The organism is Lentzea californiensis (assembly GCF_024648825.1).
Lineage (GTDB): Bacteria > Actinomycetota > Actinomycetes > Mycobacteriales > Pseudonocardiaceae > Lentzea > Lentzea californiensis.
Genome location: NZ_JANBBE010000004.1, coordinates 436,601 through 453,825, shown reverse-complemented (window position 1 = coordinate 453,825; position 17,225 = coordinate 436,601). Strand labels below are relative to the sequence as shown.

The 17,225-nt window shown below is 67.9% G+C and carries 13 protein-coding genes; 10 read left to right on the top strand and 3 right to left on the bottom strand.

Going from position 1 to position 17,225, the window contains the following annotated elements:
* Positions 1-22: 22 nt before the first annotated feature.
* Positions 23-1,369, bottom strand: coding sequence for a trigger factor (tig, locus tag LX88_RS19165; protein ID WP_258949130.1), 1,347 nt, complete (start codon positions 1,367-1,369; stop codon positions 23-25).
* Between the two features lie 250 nt (positions 1,370-1,619).
* Here tig and LX88_RS19160 point away from each other — a divergent pair, with 250 nt between their 5' ends.
* Both LX88_RS19160 and LX88_RS19155 read left to right on the top strand, forming a co-directional pair.
* Positions 1,620-2,384 (top strand): hypothetical protein, encoded by a 765-nt coding sequence (locus LX88_RS19160; RefSeq protein ID WP_258949129.1) that lies wholly within the window; start codon positions 1,620-1,622, stop codon positions 2,382-2,384.
* A 471-nt stretch (positions 2,385-2,855) separates the two neighbouring features.
* Positions 2,856-3,755 carry a LysR family transcriptional regulator gene (locus LX88_RS19155; protein ID WP_258949128.1) on the top strand — a complete coding sequence of 300 codons (900 nt, stop codon included), beginning with the start codon at positions 2,856-2,858 and terminating at the stop codon, positions 3,753-3,755.
* 27 nt (positions 3,756-3,782) lie between these two features.
* On the opposite strand, the gene LX88_RS19150 is transcribed toward LX88_RS19155, so the two are convergent.
* Both LX88_RS19150 and LX88_RS19145 read right to left on the bottom strand, forming a co-directional pair.
* Positions 3,783-4,772 (bottom strand): LacI family DNA-binding transcriptional regulator, encoded by a 990-nt coding sequence (locus tag LX88_RS19150; protein ID WP_258949127.1) that lies wholly within the window; start codon positions 4,770-4,772, stop codon positions 3,783-3,785.
* Between the two features lie 178 nt (positions 4,773-4,950).
* The gene (locus LX88_RS19145) at positions 4,951-6,132 is read right to left on the bottom strand and encodes an RNA-guided endonuclease InsQ/TnpB family protein (RefSeq protein ID WP_258949126.1); all 1,182 of its coding nucleotides are present in this window, start codon (positions 6,130-6,132) and stop codon (positions 4,951-4,953) included.
* A 131-nt stretch (positions 6,133-6,263) separates the two neighbouring features.
* Here LX88_RS19145 and LX88_RS19140 point away from each other — a divergent pair, with 131 nt between their 5' ends.
* The 8 genes from LX88_RS19140 (at position 6,264) to LX88_RS19105 (ending at position 17,223) form a co-directional block, all read left to right on the top strand.
* Positions 6,264-7,517, top strand: coding sequence for an ABC transporter substrate-binding protein (locus tag LX88_RS19140; protein WP_258949125.1), 1,254 nt, complete (start codon positions 6,264-6,266; stop codon positions 7,515-7,517).
* A gap of 8 nt (positions 7,518-7,525) precedes the next feature.
* Positions 7,526-8,395, top strand: coding sequence for a carbohydrate ABC transporter permease (locus tag LX88_RS19135; RefSeq protein ID WP_258949124.1), 870 nt, complete (start codon positions 7,526-7,528; stop codon positions 8,393-8,395).
* Positions 8,392-9,213 carry a carbohydrate ABC transporter permease gene (locus LX88_RS19130; RefSeq protein ID WP_258949123.1) on the top strand — a complete coding sequence of 274 codons (822 nt, stop codon included), beginning with the start codon at positions 8,392-8,394 and terminating at the stop codon, positions 9,211-9,213. The genes LX88_RS19135 and LX88_RS19130 overlap by 4 nt, the downstream gene beginning before the upstream one ends.
* Before the next feature lie 16 nt (positions 9,214-9,229).
* Positions 9,230-10,336 carry a glycoside hydrolase 5 family protein gene (locus LX88_RS19125; protein WP_258949122.1) on the top strand — a complete coding sequence of 369 codons (1,107 nt, stop codon included), beginning with the start codon at positions 9,230-9,232 and terminating at the stop codon, positions 10,334-10,336.
* 20 nt (positions 10,337-10,356) lie between these two features.
* Positions 10,357-13,266: an alpha-mannosidase gene (locus LX88_RS19120; RefSeq protein ID WP_258949121.1), complete on the top strand. Its 2,910-nt coding sequence runs from the start codon at positions 10,357-10,359 to the stop codon at positions 13,264-13,266.
* Positions 13,267-13,269: 3 nt separating this feature from the next.
* Positions 13,270-14,169, top strand: coding sequence for a glycoside hydrolase family 18 protein (locus tag LX88_RS19115; protein ID WP_258949120.1), 900 nt, complete (start codon positions 13,270-13,272; stop codon positions 14,167-14,169).
* A gap of 117 nt (positions 14,170-14,286) precedes the next feature.
* The gene (locus LX88_RS19110) at positions 14,287-15,747 is read left to right on the top strand and encodes a PKD domain-containing protein (RefSeq protein WP_258949119.1); all 1,461 of its coding nucleotides are present in this window, start codon (positions 14,287-14,289) and stop codon (positions 15,745-15,747) included.
* Between the two features lie 12 nt (positions 15,748-15,759).
* On the top strand, positions 15,760-17,223 hold the full coding sequence (locus LX88_RS19105; protein WP_258949118.1) for a PKD domain-containing protein: 1,464 nt from the start codon (positions 15,760-15,762) through the stop codon (positions 17,221-17,223).
* The last annotated feature ends 2 nt before the right edge of the window (positions 17,224-17,225 follow it).

Sequence of the window (17,225 nt, the reverse complement as noted above, 5' to 3'; positions counted from 1 at the left end):
AGGGCGAACAACTCGGTCGTCGCTACTCCTGGCCGTCCTCATCGGACTTCGTCTCGCCGAAGAGCTCCTCGAGGTCCAGCTTCTGGCCGGCCGAGTCGCTGACCTCGGCCTGGCGCACGACGCTCGCGAGCGCCTTCCCGCGGCGGACGTCGGCGAAGATCGCGCCGAGCTGACCGGACTGCTGCGCGCGCTTGACGTACTCGTCCGGGCTGATGCCGAAGCGCTGGGCCTGGTAGATGATCCGTTCGGTCAGCTCGCCGTCGGACACCGTGACCTGCTCGGCGTCGGCGATCGAGTCGAGCACCAGCTGCGTCTTGACGGCCTGCTCGGCGGCCTTGCGCAGCTCGGCGTCGAACTCCTCCTCGGACTGACCCTGCTCGGTCAGCCACGCGGCGAACTTCGCGTCGTCGTGGTCGAAGGCGTGCACGGCGTCGTGCTTGCGCGCGTCGATCTCGCCCTGGACGATGCCCTCGGGCAGCGGGACCTCAGTGGTCTCCAGCAGCGCCTCGAGGACCTTGTCGCGCGCCTGTACGCCCTGCTGCATCTTCTTGACGCGGGCCAGGCGGGTCTGCAGGTCGCCCTTGAGCTCGTCGAGCGTGTCGAACTCGCTGGCGAGCTGCGCGAACTCGTCGTCGAGCTCGGGGAGCTGACGCTCCTTGACACTGCTCAGCACGACGGTGACCTCGGCCTCGCGGCCCTCGTGCTCACCGGCGACGAGCGTGGTGGCGAAGGTCTTGGTCTCGCCCTCGGAAGCGCCGACGAGCGCGTCGTCGATGCCCTCGACGAGCTGGCCGGAGCCGACCTCGTAGGACAGGCCGCTGGTGCGGGCCTCCTCGACCTCTTCGCCGTCGACGGTCGCGGACAGGTCGACGATGACGAAGTCGCCGGTCTGGACCGGGCGGGTGACACCGGTCAGCGTGCCGAAGCGGGCGCGGAGCTCGTCGAGCTGGGTGGTCACGTCCTCGTCGGTGACCTCCTGCTCGTCGACCGTCACGGCGAGCTCGCCGAAGGCCGGCACGGTGATCTCGGGACGGACGTCGACCTCGGCGGTGAACTCGAGCGTCTGACCGTCCTCGATCTTGGTGACCTCGAAGTCCGGACGGCCGAGCGTGCGCACCTCACCCGCGTTGACGGCTTCCAGGTACTTGGCCGGGATCGCCTCCTGGATGACCTCGTCCAGCACCGGGGCGCGGCCGATGCGGTTCTCCAGGACCTTGGCGGGGACCTTGCCGGGACGGAAGCCGGGGATGCGGACCTGCTTCGCGAGCTTCCGGTACGCCTGGTCGAAGTTCGACTTGAGCTCGTCGAACGGCACCTCGACGTTGATCCGGACCCTCGTCGGGCTCAGGTGCTCGACGGTGCTCTTCAACGTGGACTCCTCGATACGAACAAGAACGTGCAAGACAGCCGGATACCGCCACTTCGGGACGCCCGGATTCCCAGCGAGTCTAGGCGAGACCCGCGCTGTGACCGTCGCCACCCCGCTTTGCACGCTCACCAGGGACCCTCAAACCCCGCCCGCACAGCACGGCCCGAAACTGTCAGACCCCACCACTACGATCGAGCAGGACGGCCGATTCGTGCCGTGCAGGGCTTATCACTGGTTCCTGGGGGGCCACATGCTGCGCAGAAGCGCACTCCTGTTCACGGCCGCGGTGCTCACCGCGGCCATCGCCACACCGGCCGCGGCGGGCACTCCGATCCTCGACCCGGTGGCCACCGCCTCGGCCTACGCACTGACGGTCAACGGCCAGACAGAGGGTCTCTCGATCACGTGGCGCCCGTCCGACGAGACGGACCCGTCGATCAGTCTCTACAAGAACTTGGTCGGCCCGAACGCCCTGCACGCGGGCTGGGGCGTGCACGTGTCCGACCCGGACGTGGCACCGCAGTTCCCCTTCATCGACTACGTCCTCCGCACCCGCGTAGTCGGCCAGAACATCATCCCGGAACGCACGCTGTCCTTCGCGCTGGTCGATTCGCGCGGCGCCTTCATGACGTTCGGCAACCTGGACGACAAGACGTACTGCAATCTCAATCCCGACTACCCCAACGGCCACGGCAGCAAGAGCGACTTCGGCCTCTACCTCCGCAACGCACAGGGCGAAATGGTGCGAGCACCGGGTACGGGTCTCGGCGTGGCATTCAACGTCCCCGGAGTCGACGCGGGTGACCAAGCCGCCCCGGACGGCCAGGAGCGCACCACCACCGTGCACTTCAAGCGCAGGGTGACGACGGTGGCGGGCCTCGCCCCGTGGGCCGGCCAGTTCCCCGCCACGTACGAGGCGGCGGCCGGCCTGAACCTCGTGGTGACTCAGCGCCTCGGCGACAACCCGCCGGTCGTCTACGACTTCCTCGTGGGCGGAGGCGCCTGCGCGGCCTGATGGCCGGGCTCCGCACGACCGAACTCCGCCCCCACCCCGCTTGGCCGCCAACAGCGGCCAAGCGGGGCACCACGACATCGCCACGAACGACGACGACACAGGCGCAACAGAAAGCCCAGGCCTACCGTCACCACAGCCGGCCGCATCTCAGCGGAGAACCATCCGCCGGCGGACGCCCCGACGAGCACGATGCAACGCCGCCGCCCACCCCAGGCGCGGCGTTGTTTTTGGTTCGCCTGGCGAAAGGCTTAACTGAAAAGAGTCACCCAGCTACGGCCCGTCAAAGCGCTCCGGACAATTTCACTCTTTCGGCGGCAGCCGCCTTTCGCGACCGATCAAGATGACTCCATAAGCACCAATCTGTCCTCCGCAGCGGACAGGTAGCGTTACTGCTCCCGCACCATCCGTAACAGGACCACGGGAACGAACGAGAAAAAGTCGTCGCACCGTTTTACCCCGAGGATCCGCCTGATGGAGACACGCCAGCTTCTCGCGTTCACGACCGTGGTTCAGACAGGGAGCTTCACCAAGGCCGCTGCCACGCTCAACTGTTCGCAGCCGACCATCACCACCCGCATCAAGGCACTGGAGGAGGCCCTCGGCGTCGTCCTTTTCCGACGCCTCCCCAGAGGTATCCAGATGACGTCCGCAGGCGTGGAACTACTCCCGTTCGCGCGAAACATCATCAACCTCACCGAAAAGGCCCGAAAAGCCATCACGATGAACGGCGAGCCGCACGGCAAACTCGTCATCGGTTCCGCACAGAGTTTGACCGACTACCGTCTGCTACCGCTCATCGAATACATGTGCTGGCGTTACCCGTCGGTACAACTCTCGTTGCACTCGCGCAACGCGCTGAACAACCTGAACTCGGTGCGCGACGGCCAACTCGACTGCGCCTTCTTCATCGGCGCCATCGAACCGCGTGAGGGTCTGGAGACGACGGTCCTCTGCCCCGAGCCGCTGGTCATGGTGGCGGGCCCGAACCACATGCTCACCCAGCGCCAGTCGCTGGCCGAGGACGACATCACCAGCAGCACGCTGATCCGGGCGGAGAACGGCGCCTCGTACCACGAGCTGTTCGAAAATTCTCTCGGCTACGACGACACCCGCGCCCCGGTCCTGGAACTGGACTCGGTGGACGCCGCGAAACGAGCGGTCGCCTCTGGCCTGGGCATCGCACTGATGCCGGAGGTCACGGTGTCCGCGGAACTGGCCGACGGCAGGTTGGTCCGCTTGCCCTGGTCCCCGACGTTCCGCGTGTACACGCAGTTCGGCTGGCGCCAGGACAACTCGACGAACCCCGCGGTGACGGCCCTGGTGTCGGCTGCGGCCCAAGTGGTGAGCGACCAGGTCGCCTCGCTGACCTGACGCGTGGGTGGGGTGACACCACCCCACCTACACCGCCGGCGCAGGCCCGGAACTCCCCCGCACCACCAGTTCGGGCAGCACGTCCTCGACGTCGGTCGGCGAAGCACCGCCGATTACGGCCACCAGCGCCCGAGCGGCCCGGGCCCCGAACGCGAACGTGTCCCGGGACAGCGCGGTCAGCCGCCCGTGCTGGCACAGCACCGAGTCGTCCCAGGCCACGATCGACAGCTCGGACGGCACAGCGACTCCGAGCGCGGCTGCCACCTCGGCCCCGGCCACCGCCATCACGTCGTTGTCATAGACGATCGCCGTCGGCGGCTCCGCCATGCCCAGCAGTTTCCGCGTCGCGCGAGCCCCGGACTCGGCCGTGTAGTCGCCGGCCACCACCACACCGTCCACAACGGACGACGCGAACGCCGAGTCCCGCCGGACCGTGTGCAGCAACGACGCCAACCCGGCCACCCTCGCGATCCGCTTGTGCCCCAGAGCTTTCAGGTGCTCCACCACGGAGGTCATGGCCGCGTAGTCGTCGGCCCAGACCGAGGCGAGCGCCCCGTGGTGCCCGGCCCCACCGACGACCACGGCCGGCAACCCGAGCGACGGCATCAGCTCGACCCGGGGATCCGACACCAGCAGGTCGACCAGGAACACCCCGTCGACCCGGTGCTCGGCCCACCACCGCTGGTACAACTCGATCTCCTCCTCACGGGAGGACACCACCTGCAGCAACAGGGCGCAGGACATCTCGGACTGCATCCCGGCGATCAGCTGGAAGAAGAACGCCTCGTCCCCCAGCGCGCGAGGCGGCCGCACCAGCACCAGCCCCACCGCGTCGGCGGACGCGGACGACAGCGCCCGAGCGGTGACCGACGGCCGGTACCCGAGCGTCGACGCGACCTCCAGCACCCGCGACCGCGTCGACTCGGACACGCCGGAGCGCCCGTTCAACGCTAACGACACCGCTCCTTTGGACACCCCTGCCGCCGCCGCGATGTCCTTGATCGTTGGCCTCTTCACCCACTGCCCTTCAAGCGCCGCACCCTGTCCGGAACAAGACAACAAGACGGTCGGAGACTAGCCGGAGATAAACCGGTTTAGCTAGGGTCCGCGACCAAGGAGGTGGGTGTCATTGGCTTCCTCCTCAGCGGAAGGCTGAGGAGTCCTGTCGGGCTCGCGCCCGTTGGTTCCTGCTTCCTCACCCTCGAAAAGGAGGTTGCGACGGTTGCCTCGCCAGCGAATGCCGGGTCGGTCTGACACCATCTCCACAGGCTGTGACCGCCAGCCCGGCGGCCAGAACGTTCTTCGCGGCGTTCACGTCCCTGTCGTGGACAGCGCCACAGCGGCATGTCCATTCCCGCACGCTCAACGGCAGGGCATCGACTCGCACGCCACAGACCGAGCAGGTCTTGCTCGACGGGAACCACCGGTCGATCGCGATCACTTCACGGCCGCGCCAGACCGCCTTGTACTCCACCATGGATCGCAGCTGCGACCACGAGGCGTCGGAGATGAGGCGCGTCAGACGGCCGCTGCGGAGCATTCCGGAAACGTTGAGGTCCTCGATCACGATCGTTTGGTTCTCACGAACGAGCCGAGTGCTCAGCTTGTGCAGGAAGTCCCGCCTCCGATCGGCGGTGCGAGCACACAAGCGCGCGACCTTGCGACGAGCCTTCTCCCGGTTGACCGATCCTTTCTGCTTGCGGGCGAGCGCGCGCTGCGCCCTGACCAGCCGTTCTTGATCCTTTTGCTGATGTCGCGGGTTGGCGATCCGCTCCCCTGTCGACAGCGTCACCAGCGACGTCACACCCACGTCCACGCCCACCGCGGTTGCGGATGGCGGGTAGTGATCCACACTGCTCTCCACCAGGAGAGACACGAACCACCGTCCAGCGGAGTCCCTGCTGACGGTGACGGTCGAGGGCTCCGCTTCCTCGGGCAAGGGCCGGGACCACACGATCGCCAGCGGTTCGTCCATCTTCGCCAGCACGAGCCCGCCGTCGCGCCAGCGGAACGCCGACCGCGTGTACTCCGCCGACGCGCGAGACTTCTTGCGCGACTTGAAACGCGGATGACGGGCACGCCCTGCGAAGAAGTTTCCGAAAGCGCCTTGCTGGTGCCGCAGCGTCTGTTGCAGTGGAACGCTGGACACCTCGCCGAGGAACGCCAACTCCTCGCTCCGCTTCCACTCGGTCAACATGGCCGATGTCTGGCCATAGGTAACACGCCGCTGCCCGCGATCCCATGCCTCAGCCCGGGCGGCCAACGCCTTGTTGTAGACAAGACGCACGCAGCCGAACGTGCGCAACAGCTCCGCTGCCTGCGCACAGGTCGGGTAGAAGCGGTACTTGAACGCCCGCTTCGCCAGCGTCTTGCTCATAGTTCACATTCTGGCAAGAGATCATCTGCCGCTGACTCCGCGGGTGCACACCCCAGTGCCTGGACTGGCACGGACGCGCGGGGTCCCTTTTCCCTGCCCGACAGCAGGACCACCCGTTGATTGGAGCTTCAATGAAGAGGCGCACGTTCCTCGCGGGCCTGGCGGCGGTGCCCGTCGCAGGATGCGGACTGTCCGGCACGTCCAGCACGTCCACAGGCGGAACCGGCCAGGTCACGGGAGAGATCACCTTCCAGACCTGGTCGCTCAAGCCCAAGTACACCGACTACGTCAACGGTGTCGTGGAAGCTTTCCAGAAGCAGCACCAGGGCACCACGGTGAAGTGGGTCGACCAGCCCGCGGACGGGTACCTGGCCAAGGTCATGGCGGACGCGAGCGCGGGGAGCCTCCCCGACGTGATCAACGTGCCACCGGACCTGAGCTTCCCGCTCGCGAAGGCGGGCCAGCTGGTCAACCTCGACGAGTCGCTCGAGGACGCCAAGCCCGAGTACCTCGGCAATGCCTGGCAGGCGTTCGAGATCCCCGGCAAGGGCGGCTGCTACGGCTTCCCCTGGTACCTCAACACCGGCCCGATCTTCTACAACAAGGCGCTGTTCAGGCAGGCGGGCCTCGATCCGGACAAGCCGCCGACGAACTTCAGGGAGCTGGAAACCCAAGCCCTGAAGCTCGCCGAGAAGAAGATCGCGATCCTCGGCCAGACCCCGAGCATCGCCGACTTCGGGCTCTACGGCGTGAAGCTGTTCGAGAACGACAAGTTCACGTTCAACGCGCCCAAGGGCGTCGAGTTCGCCGAGAGCTACAAGCGCATGTACGACGCGGGCGCGCTGATTCCCGAGGCGCTCACGCAGAACTACACCGGTGCCGGCGCGAAGTTCATGGCACAGCAGACGGCGCTCAACTCCGGCAGCGCGTACGACCTCGGGAAGTTCAAGACCGACGCGCCCAGTCTCTACGCGAACATCGGCATCACCACGCCCATCACCAACACGGGCAGCGCCAACATGTTCCTGCACGGCGTGAGCGTGCCGAAGAGCAGCAAGAACCAGGCGACGGCGCTGGCGTTCGGCAGGTTCGTCACCAACGCCGAGAACCAGGTGAAGTTCGCCAAGCTCGCCTCGATCTTCCCGAGCACCTCCAAGGGCGGGGACGACCCGTACTTCACCACGGAGGACGGCACCGACGAGGCGCGCGTGCGGGTGGCGGCGGCCAAGCAGCTCAAGACCGCGGTGAACTACACGCCCGTGCAGTTCAGCGACCAGATGCGGGAAGCCCTCCTGCAGCAGCTGGCCGACGCCATGCTCGGCAAGAAGTCGCCGAAACAGGCGCTGGACGACGCCGTCGCCGAGTGCAACCGGCTCCTCAAGTAGGCCCGAACATGACTCATCGCCCGTACACGCCGTGGCTGTTCCTGGCTCCAGGACTGGCCATCTGCCTGCTGTTCGTCATCTTCCCGTTCCTGAACATGATCGTGCTCGCGTTCACGGACGCGAGCGCGCTGGGCGGCGGCCAGTTCACCGGTGTCGACAACTTCGTGCGGATGGCCCAGGACCCGAAGTTCTGGGCGGCGGCGCGCAACAGCGGTCTCTACCTGGTGGGTGTCGTCCCGCCGCTGGTGCTGTTGCCGCTGCTGATCGCGATGCTGGTGCAGAAGGTCGTGCCGGGCATCGGGATCTTCCGGACGGCGTTCTTCACGCCGGTGATCGCGTCCACGGTCGTGGTCGGGCTCATCTGGACGTGGCTGCTCGACAGCCGCGGCCTGGTGAACAACGTGGTGGAGGCGTTGGGCGGCAGCAGGATCGGGTTCCTGACCGACTCGACGCTGCTGCTGGTCAGCTCGATGGTGGTGACGGTCTGGCGCGGTCTGGGCTACTACATGGTGATCTACCTGGCCGCGCTCGCGAACGTGCCGAAGGACCTGCACGAGGCGGCGATGGTCGACGGCGCGGGACCGGTCAGGAGGTTCTGGTCGGTCACCGTGCCGAGCATCAGGCCAACGATGGTGCTCGTCGCGGCGCTGAGCGCGGTCAACGGGTTCCGCGTGTTCTCGGAGATCTACCTGCTGTCGGGCGGGTCCGGCGGGCCGGGCGGGGCGAGCACCACGCTGGTGATGCTCATCCAGCTGACCGGCCGCGGCCTGACCGGTGAGGTCGGGTACGCGTCGGCGCTGAGCATCGTGCTGTTCGTGATCCTGCTGGGGCTGCTGCTGGTCACCCTCAAGCTCAACCGCAGGGAGGACCAGCTGTGAAGCGCGCCCATCTGCACCTGGCCCTGCGCTACCTCGGACTGCTGGCCGTCCTCGCGATCAGCATCGGGCCGTTCCTGTGGCAGTTCGCCACGAGCATCAAGGGTCCCAGCGAGGACGTCTTCGTCCCCGACTTCATCCCGGACGACCCGACGTTCGGGAACTACGCCGCGGTCGCCGACGTGGTGCCGGTCTGGAACTTCGCGCTCAACTCGCTCGGCGTCGCGAGCGTGAACGTGATCACGAACTGCCTCGGCGCGGCCATGGCCGGCTACGCCCTGGCACGGCTCAGGTTCCGGGGCCGCAGGTTCGCCGCGGTGGTCTTCGCCAGCAGCATCCTGGTGCCGTTCGAAGCGATCATGATCTCGCTGTTCCTGGTGATGCGCGGGTTCGGGCTCACCAACACCCTGACCGGGGTCGTGCTGCCCGGCGCGGTCGCCGCGCTCAACGTCCTGTTGCTGCGCAACGCCTTCCTGGCGCTGCCCGCCGAGGTCGAGGAGGCCGCGATCATCGACGGCGCCAACGCGTGGCAACGCTTCACCCGCCTCGCGCTGCCGTCGGTGAAGGGCACGCTGGTCGTCGTGGCGCTGTTCTCGTTCATGTTCAGCTGGGACGACTTCCTGTGGCCGCTCATCGTGCTGAGCGACCAGGAGAAGTACACGCTCACCATCGGCCTGGCGTACCTCCAGGGCACGTTCGTGCAGAACCAGCGGCTGGTGGCGGCGGGCACGATCATCGCCGTCGTGCCGCTGATCCTGTTGTTCCTGTTGCTGCAGAAGCACTTCTTCCGCGGAGTGGGAGAAGGCGCGATCAAGGGATGATCTATTGCGTTTCGGCGTGAACTACACCCCTTCCCACGGCTGGTTCCACCACTGGCTCGACTTCTCGCTCGACGACGTCAAGGCCGACTTCGAGTCCATCGCGCGCCTGGGCCTCGACCACGTGCGGGTCTTCCCGCTGTGGCCGGTGTTCCAGCCCAACAGGGGCCTGGTCCGGCCCCAGGCCGTCGAGCACCTCGCCCAGGTGCTCGACGCGGCCCACGAGACAGGCCTGGACGTGCAGGTCGACGTGCTGCAGGGCCACCTGTCGAGCTTCGACTTCTACCCGTCGTGGGTGCAGACCTGGCACCGCCGCAACATCTTCACCGATCCCGACGTGATCGACGGGCAGCGGTTCTACGTCCGCACGCTCGCCGAGGCGCTGAGGGACAAGCCGAACTTCCTCGGGTTCACCCTGGGCAACGAGGTCAACCTGCTCACCGAGTCGAACCCCTGCGCACCCGCACAGGCCGGCGAGTGGATCGACGCGCTGCTCGACGAGTGCGAGAAGGCCGCACCCGGTTTCCCGCACGTCCACTCCGAGTACGACGCTGTCTGGTACGAGAGCGAGCACGCGTTCCTGCCGGAACACGCCGCCAACAAGGGCGCGATGACGACCGTGCACTCGTGGGTCTTCAACGGCACCGCGCAGCGCTACGGGTCGATGTCACCGGAGAGCGTCCATCACGCCGAGTACCTCGTCGAACTGGCGAAGGCGCACGCCGAGGACCCGCGACGGCCCGTGTGGCTGCAGGAGGTCGGCGCCGCCCAGCCGGAGATCACCGCGGAGCAGGCACCGCGGTTCGCCGAGCAAACGCTTGCGAACGTGTTGACCTGCTCGAACCTGTGGGGCGTCACGTGGTGGTGCTCGCACGACGTCGACCGTGCGCTGGTGGACTTCCCCGAACGCGAGTACGAGTTGGGGTTGCTGACGACGGAACGCGAGGTCAAGCCGCTCGGCGAGGCGATCGCCCGGATCGTGCGCGAGGCAGCGTACGAACCGGTCGAGCGCACGCCGATCAAGCTGCACGGCGACCGGCCCTCCTGGGGACCGGGCGGTGCTTTCTTCGAAGAGTGGATGAGCCTCGCGCGGGACGGCGTGCGGGCCTCGATTGCACGGGGATGAACCAAAGGGGATTGAATACTGTGCACGACGAACGCGCGCTGCTGGAAGAACGACTCAACCGCACGCTGAAGGAGCGCATCCGCCCGGCCGTCTACGGCGAGACCGCGCCGCTGGACCTCGCCGTCTGGACCGTGCCGGACGAGCCCGTCCCGGTCGCCGAGGCACTGCGGGCCACCTACGAACCGGCCGGCGTCGGCGACGCCTGGGGCGCGCCGTGGAGCACGAGCTGGTTCCGGCTGACCGGCAGCGTCCCGGAGTCGTGGCAGGGCAGGCAGGTCGAGGTCGTGCTCGACCTCGGTTTCACGCACCCCGGCCCCGGCTTCCAGTCCGAGGGGCTCGCGTACACGGCGGAAGGCCTGCCCATCAAGGGCATCGAGCCGCGCAACACCTACCTGCCCGTCGACGGTCGTGAGGTCCTCTTCTACCTGGAGGCGGCCGGCAACCCGACGATCCTCGACTTCCACCCGTTCCTGCCGACCCCGCTGGGCGACAGGGAGACGGCGGGCACCGAGCCGTTGTACAAGATCCTCAAGGCCGAGCTCGCGGTGTTCCAGCCGCAGGTGTGGCACCTGATGCTCGACATCGAGGTGCTGCAGTCGCTGATGAGGGAGCTGCCAGACCACGACCCGCGCCGGCACAAGGTCCTGCACGCGCTGGACCGGGCGATGGACGCGCTGGACCTCAACGAGGTCGCCGCGACCGCCGAGCTGGCCCGCGAGGAACTGGCGGGCGTGCTCTCGTTGCCCGCCAACGCCTCCGCGCACAAGGTCTCCGCGATCGGGCACGCGCACATCGACTCCGCCTGGCTGTGGCCGCTGCGGGAGACCGTCCGCAAGTGCGCGCGCACGTTCTCGAACGTCACCAAGCTGATGGACGAGTACCCGGACTTCTACTTCGCCTGCTCGCAGGCCCAGCAGTACGCGTGGATGAAGGAGCACCACCCGCACGTCTGGGACCGCGTCCACGAGAAGGTCCGCAGTGGACAGTTCGTGCCGGTCGGCGGCATGTGGGTCGAGTCGGACACCAACATGCCCGGCGGCGAGGCGATGGCCCGCCAGCTCGTGCACGGCAAGCGCTTCTTCCTGGACAACTTCGGCGTCGAGACCGAGGAGGTCTGGCTGCCGGACTCGTTCGGCTACAGCGCCGCGCTCCCCCAGCTGATCAAGCTGTCGGGCTCGCGCTGGTTCCTCACCCAGAAGCTGTCGTGGAACCAGATCAACAAGTTCCCGCACCACACGTTCTGGTGGGAGGGCATCGACGGCACGCGGATCTTCACGCACTTCCCGCCCGTCGACACCTACAACTCGTCTTTGAGCGGCGAGGAACTGGCGCGCGCTTCGAGGCAGTTCGCCGAGCACGCCAAGGCCTCGCGGTCGCTGGTCCCGTTCGGCTACGGCGACGGCGGTGGCGGCCCCACCCGCGAGATGATGGAGACCGCGCACCGCGTCGCGGACCTCGAAGGTTCACCGACCGTTCGTGTCGAGCCGCCGCGCGAGTTCTTCCAGGCCGCGCAGGACGAGTACCCGGACGCGCCGGTGTGGGCGGGCGAGCTCTACCTGGAGAAGCACCGCGCCACCTACACCACGCAGGCCAAGACCAAACAGGGCAACCGCCGCAGCGAACACCTGCTGCGCGAGGCCGAGCACTGGTCCACCGCGGCGGCCCTGGCCGGCCACGAGTACCCGTACGACGACCTCGACCGGTTGTGGAAGACCGTGCTGCTGCACCAGTTCCACGACATCCTGCCGGGCAGCTCGATCGCCTGGGTGCACCGCGAGGCCGAGGCCACCTACGCCCGCGTGGCGTCCGAACTGAAGACGCTGACGACACAAGCCATAGACGCGCTGAAGGGTGACGGTGACGAGGAACTGACGTTCGACGTGCTCGGCGGTGACACCCCTCGCCCGTTCGTCGCGCCTGAGAACGGCGTGCTCGACAACGGCCGGCTGCGCGTCACGATCGACGCCGACGGCATCGTGCTCTCGGTCCTCGACCTGGAGGAGGACCGCGAAGTCCTGCCACCGCACGGGTTCGCGGGCATGCCGCAGCTGCACCGGGACAACCCGAACCAGTGGGACGCCTGGGACATCGACCCGTTCTACCGCAACTGGAAGGCCGACCTGATCCCGTCCGAGCGCGTCGACGCGCAAGATGGCGTCATCGTGCGGGCGAGGTTCGGCCAGTCGGTGCTCACCCAGACCATCCGGCTGCGCGAGGGCGCCAAGCAGGTCGACTTCGACACCGAGGTCGACTGGCAGGAACGGGAGAAGCTGCTCAAGATCGCGTTCCCGCTCGACCTGCGCGCCGAGGTCTCCGCGGCGGAGACCCAGTTCGGCCATCTGCACCGGCCGGTGCACACGAACACCTCGTGGGAGGCGGCGAAGTTCGAGATCTGCGCCCACCGCTACCTGCACGTCGGCGAACCCGGCTACGGCGTCGCCGTGGTCAACGACTCGACCTACGGCCACGAGGTCACCCGCACCACCCGTGACGACGGCGGAACCACCACGACCGTGCGCCTGTCCCTGCTGCGCGCACCGAGGTTCCCCGACCCCGAGACCGACCAGGGCGAGCACCGCTTTCGCTACGCCCTCGTGGTCGGCGCCGGCATCCCGGAGGCGATCGACGCCGGGTACCGCATCAACCTGCCGCCACAGGCCGTCCGGGGTTCGGCCGCACCAGAACCACTGGTGCGCACGGACAACCCGGCGGTGAGGGTCGAGGCCGTGAAGCTGGCCGACGACCGGTCGGGCGACGTCGTCGTCCGGCTCTACGAGGCGCACGGCGGCCGTGCCCGCGCCTCGATCAGCACTTCCTTCGCCCACACCCGGATCCAGGAGACCGACCTGCTCGAACGGCCCCTGGCCGGCGCGTCGGCAGAGGTGGTGCTGCGCCCGTTCCAAGTGATCACCCTGCGATTCACGAGGTAGCGCATGAAGAAGCTGTTCCTCGCCCTGCTGCTGGTGGCGCTCGCCGCGCCACCGGCCCAGGCGGCCACCCAGAAGCGAACCGTCGTCTACTACCAGACCCAGTACAGCAACGGCGCGACCGGCACGTACGTATCGCCCAAGCCCCTGGTCGACCGCAACACCGGCGTCACGGACGTCCTCGTCGCCGCGATCCACCTCAACGACAACAAGGTCGTCCACCTCAACGACCACCCGCCGTCGCACTCGCGGTACGCGCAAATGTGGACGGACCTCGCCGCGATGCAGGCCCGCGGTGTCAACGTGATCGGCATGGTCGGTGGCGCGGCGCCGGGTTCGTTCCAGCGGCTCGACACCCGCTTCGCCGAGTACTACCCGTTGCTGCGCGACACGATCCGCACCTACAGGCTCAACGGCGTCGACCTCGACGTGGAGGAGCGGATGTCGATCGCGGGCATCCGGCGGGTGATCGACCAGCTCAAGACCGACTTCGGCGCGAACTTCATCGTCACGCTCTCCCCGGTGGCGAGTGCGCTCTGGGGCGGCGGCAACCTGTCGGGCTTCAACTACGAGGACCTGTACCGCAGCCACGGTTCGAAGATCGCGTGGTTCAACGGCCAGTTCTACAACGGCTGGGGCAACGCGGGCAGCACCGCGCACTACGACCAGATCGTCAACCGGCGGGTGATCCCGGCGAACAAGGTCGTGCTCGGCGCCCTCACCAGCTCGGCCAACGGCGGGTCGGGCTACGTGAACACGACGACGCTGAGGAACACCGTCACGAGCCTGAAGACCAAGTACACCGACTTCGGTGGTGTGGCGGGCTGGGAGTACTTCAACTCGCTGCCCGGCGGCACCACCGAGCCGTGGCGGTGGGCGGCGGACGTGACGGCCATGCAGAAGTAGGCCGGATGGCGTAATTCGGGCGGGGTGTGCAACGCGCACCCCGCCCGATGCGATTAAGGGGCGGGGTAGCCCCGGCCATCGGAGGCCGGGGATCTGGGGCTTTGGGGGAATTTTCGCATGCCTTCTGCAAGATCGCTGGCGGTCGCGGCCGCCGTGCTGGTGGGGGTGCTGGTGCCGGGTGTGGCACACGCGGCACCACCGTCCAATGACGACTTCTCCACTTCCACGCAGGTCACGACCCTGCCGTTCAGCGACACGCAGGACATCAGCGGTGCGACGAGGGCGGCGGACGACCCGTCCTGGTGCCAGACGTCCATCGAACGCTCGGTCTGGTACTCGTACACGCCTGCCGAGGACGTGATCCTGCGCGCCACGACGGCGGGCAGCAGCCAGAGCATGATCATGTCGGCCAACACGGGCCTGCGCGGTGAGATGCGCGGCGTGGACGAGGCGTGCAGCACCGGTGCCTCGTCGCCGATCACGTTCCGCGCCAAGGCGGGCACGACCTACCACTTCCTCGCCGGCTACTACGGCGGCACGCTCAAGTTCGCGCTCGACACCGTCGCCCCGGCGCCCAACGACCACTTCGCCCAGGCTCAGCCCGTCGCGCTGCCGTTCACCGCGCAGCCGGACGTGAGCGTGGCGTCGTTCGAGGCCGACGAGCCCGAGTCGACCTGCGTGTACGAGGAGCAGCGGCCGTCGGTCTGGTACTCCTACACGGCTCCGGCCGAGGCGCTGTCCGTGGTGCCGAAGGTCCAGGGAAACACGTCGGCCGTCACGGTGTACACCGGCAGCGACATCGCCGGACTCACCCAGGTCACCTGCGCCGACGGCAACGTCTCGCAGCGCGCGGTCTTCCGCACCACGCCCGGCACGACCTACTACCTGCGCTTCACCGCCGCGCACCGCACCTACCAGCCGATCTCGGTGAGCCTGGCCGAGGCGCCGCCCCTGCAGCCCTACATGGGCCTCAGCGGCAACGGGAACACGGTCTACAGCGACGTGGTGCTCAACCCCGGCTCGAACAACCCCGTCGACGGCGAGCTCACCGCCGAGTGGAACTTCGGCGACGGCACGACGCTCCCCGCCCAGAAGGGTTCGGTGTCCCACCGCTACCAGGCCGACGGCACCTACCAGGTGACCATGAAGGCGACCTCTGTGGACGGTCGCACCGCCACCGTCACCGGTGAGATCAAGATCGAGACCCATGACGTGGGCATCACGAAGTTCGTCGTCCCGACGTCCGCGCGAGCGGGTCAGAGCAAGCCGATCACGGTGCACGTGGCGAACACGCGATACCTGGAGAAGACGACCGTGACGCTCTACCGGTCCAACGGTTCGTCGTGGGACGAGGTCGGGAAGCTGACGCTCGACGTGGCCGCGCACCCGACGCGCAAGGTGCAGTTCCCGTTCTCCTACACCTTCACCCCCGAGGACGCGGCGATGGGCAAGGTGGCCTTCCGCGCGGTGACGTCGCTCCAGTACCCCGCTCGGGACGCCCGCGCGCTGGACAACGAGGTCATCTCGATCGCCACGACCGTGCGTCCGGCCGCCGTGACCAACTCGGCCATGAACTGACTGGGGGACATCATGAAGAGAACGTTCATCGCCACGATGGCGGCCGCGCTGGCGACCGCCCTGCTGCCCGGCGTCGCTCTCGCCGCCGACCCGCCCGCGAACGACGACTTCGGCAGCGCCACGACGATCACCGCGCTGCCGTTCAGCGCGAAGATCAGCACCGCCGGTGCCACCAGGTCCACCGACGACCCGACCGCGTGCCACTACTGGGGCGAGTCGACCGTGTGGACGCGCTACACCGCGCAGGAGGACGGATTCCTGCGCGTCTCCTCCTCCGGCGGACCCGCCATCGGCGTGTACACCGGCGACCGCGGTGCGCTCGCGCTGGTGCCGGGTGCCTGCACCTACAACTCCGGGTTCCCCGCCGACGTGTTCCCGGTGAAGGCCGGCACGACCTACCACTTCGCGCTCATCGAGAGCTACGCGTGGAACGGCCGTGAGTTCACCTTCGACCTCACGACGATCCCGGCCGCCGCCAACGACAACCGCGCGTCGGCGACCGTCACCGGGTTCCCCGCGACGCTGGAGGGCGACCTGCGCCGGGCGACCAGCGAGCCGGACGAGCTCACGGCGAGCTGCGGTCCCGACGCCGATCAGTCCGTCTGGTACCGCTACACCCCGGACCGCACCCGCTCGGTGCACGTGAGCCGGTCGGGCTCCACCGTGCTGAGCGTCCGCCACGCGGCCGATCTGTCCGAACTGGACTGTGCGGGCAACTCGGACTACCACGGCCTGGTGTTCACCGCGACCGCCGGTGAGAGCTACCTGATCCGCGCCGCCCAGAACGCCGAGCAGGCGGGCCAGTTCGAGCTGAACCTCGTGAACGCCCCCGCGATCAAGCCCAGCGCGTACGCGTCCCCCGAGCAGCCGTCCGTCTTCGACGACGTCCAGTTCACGCCCTACTCCGGGGACTCGCTCGGTCGTGAGCTGGTGAGCGGCGAGATCCAGTTCGGCGACGGCGCCACCACGCCGTTCACCGGCACGCAGGCCGTCGGCCACCGCTACGCCAAGGACGGCAAGTACACCGTGCGCGTCACCGGGACCACGAAGGACGGCCGCACCGGCACGACCGAGCAGGTGCTGGAGGTGGCGACACACGACGTCAAGCTGACCGGGCTGTCCCTGCCGGCCACGGCCCGTGCGGGCGACACCAAGCGGATCAAGGTGTCTGTCACCAACACGCGCTACGACGAGAACGTCCGCGTCTCGCTGAAGCGCAAGACGACGAGCGGCTACTACGAGGAGATCGGCTACCTGACGCAGCGAGTGGCGGCGTCGCCCACGGGCAAGGTCGAGTTCCCGTTCGCCTACACCTACACGGCGGCCGACGCGGCCGCGGGCCAGGTGGAGTTCAAGCTCGTGGCGGAGCTGGACCGCTGGGAGTACGACGACGCGCAGCCGGCGGACAACGAGCTCGTCGCCGTCACCGCGGTGCGCGCGGCGGCCAAGACGCCCGCGAACGCAGCGATCAGCTAGCG

Bases quoted from the DNA above. Each gene is read 5' to 3' on its own strand.
- LX88_RS19155 (WP_258949128.1), top strand. From the start codon at position 2,856: ATGGAGACACGCCAGCTTCTCGCGTTCACGACCGTGGTTCAGACAGGG.
- LX88_RS19105 (WP_258949118.1), top strand. From the start codon at position 15,760: ATGAAGAGAACGTTCATCGCCACGATGGCGGCCGCGCTGGCGACCGCC.
- LX88_RS19160 (WP_258949129.1), top strand. From the start codon at position 1,620: ATGCTGCGCAGAAGCGCACTCCTGTTCACGGCCGCGGTGCTCACCGCG.
- LX88_RS19140 (WP_258949125.1), top strand. From the start codon at position 6,264: ATGAAGAGGCGCACGTTCCTCGCGGGCCTGGCGGCGGTGCCCGTCGCA.
- LX88_RS19135 (WP_258949124.1), top strand. From the start codon at position 7,526: ATGACTCATCGCCCGTACACGCCGTGGCTGTTCCTGGCTCCAGGACTG.
- LX88_RS19110 (WP_258949119.1), top strand. From the start codon at position 14,287: ATGCCTTCTGCAAGATCGCTGGCGGTCGCGGCCGCCGTGCTGGTGGGG.
- LX88_RS19145 (WP_258949126.1), bottom strand. From the start codon at position 6,132: ATGAGCAAGACGCTGGCGAAGCGGGCGTTCAAGTACCGCTTCTACCCG.
- LX88_RS19115 (WP_258949120.1), top strand. From the start codon at position 13,270: ATGAAGAAGCTGTTCCTCGCCCTGCTGCTGGTGGCGCTCGCCGCGCCA.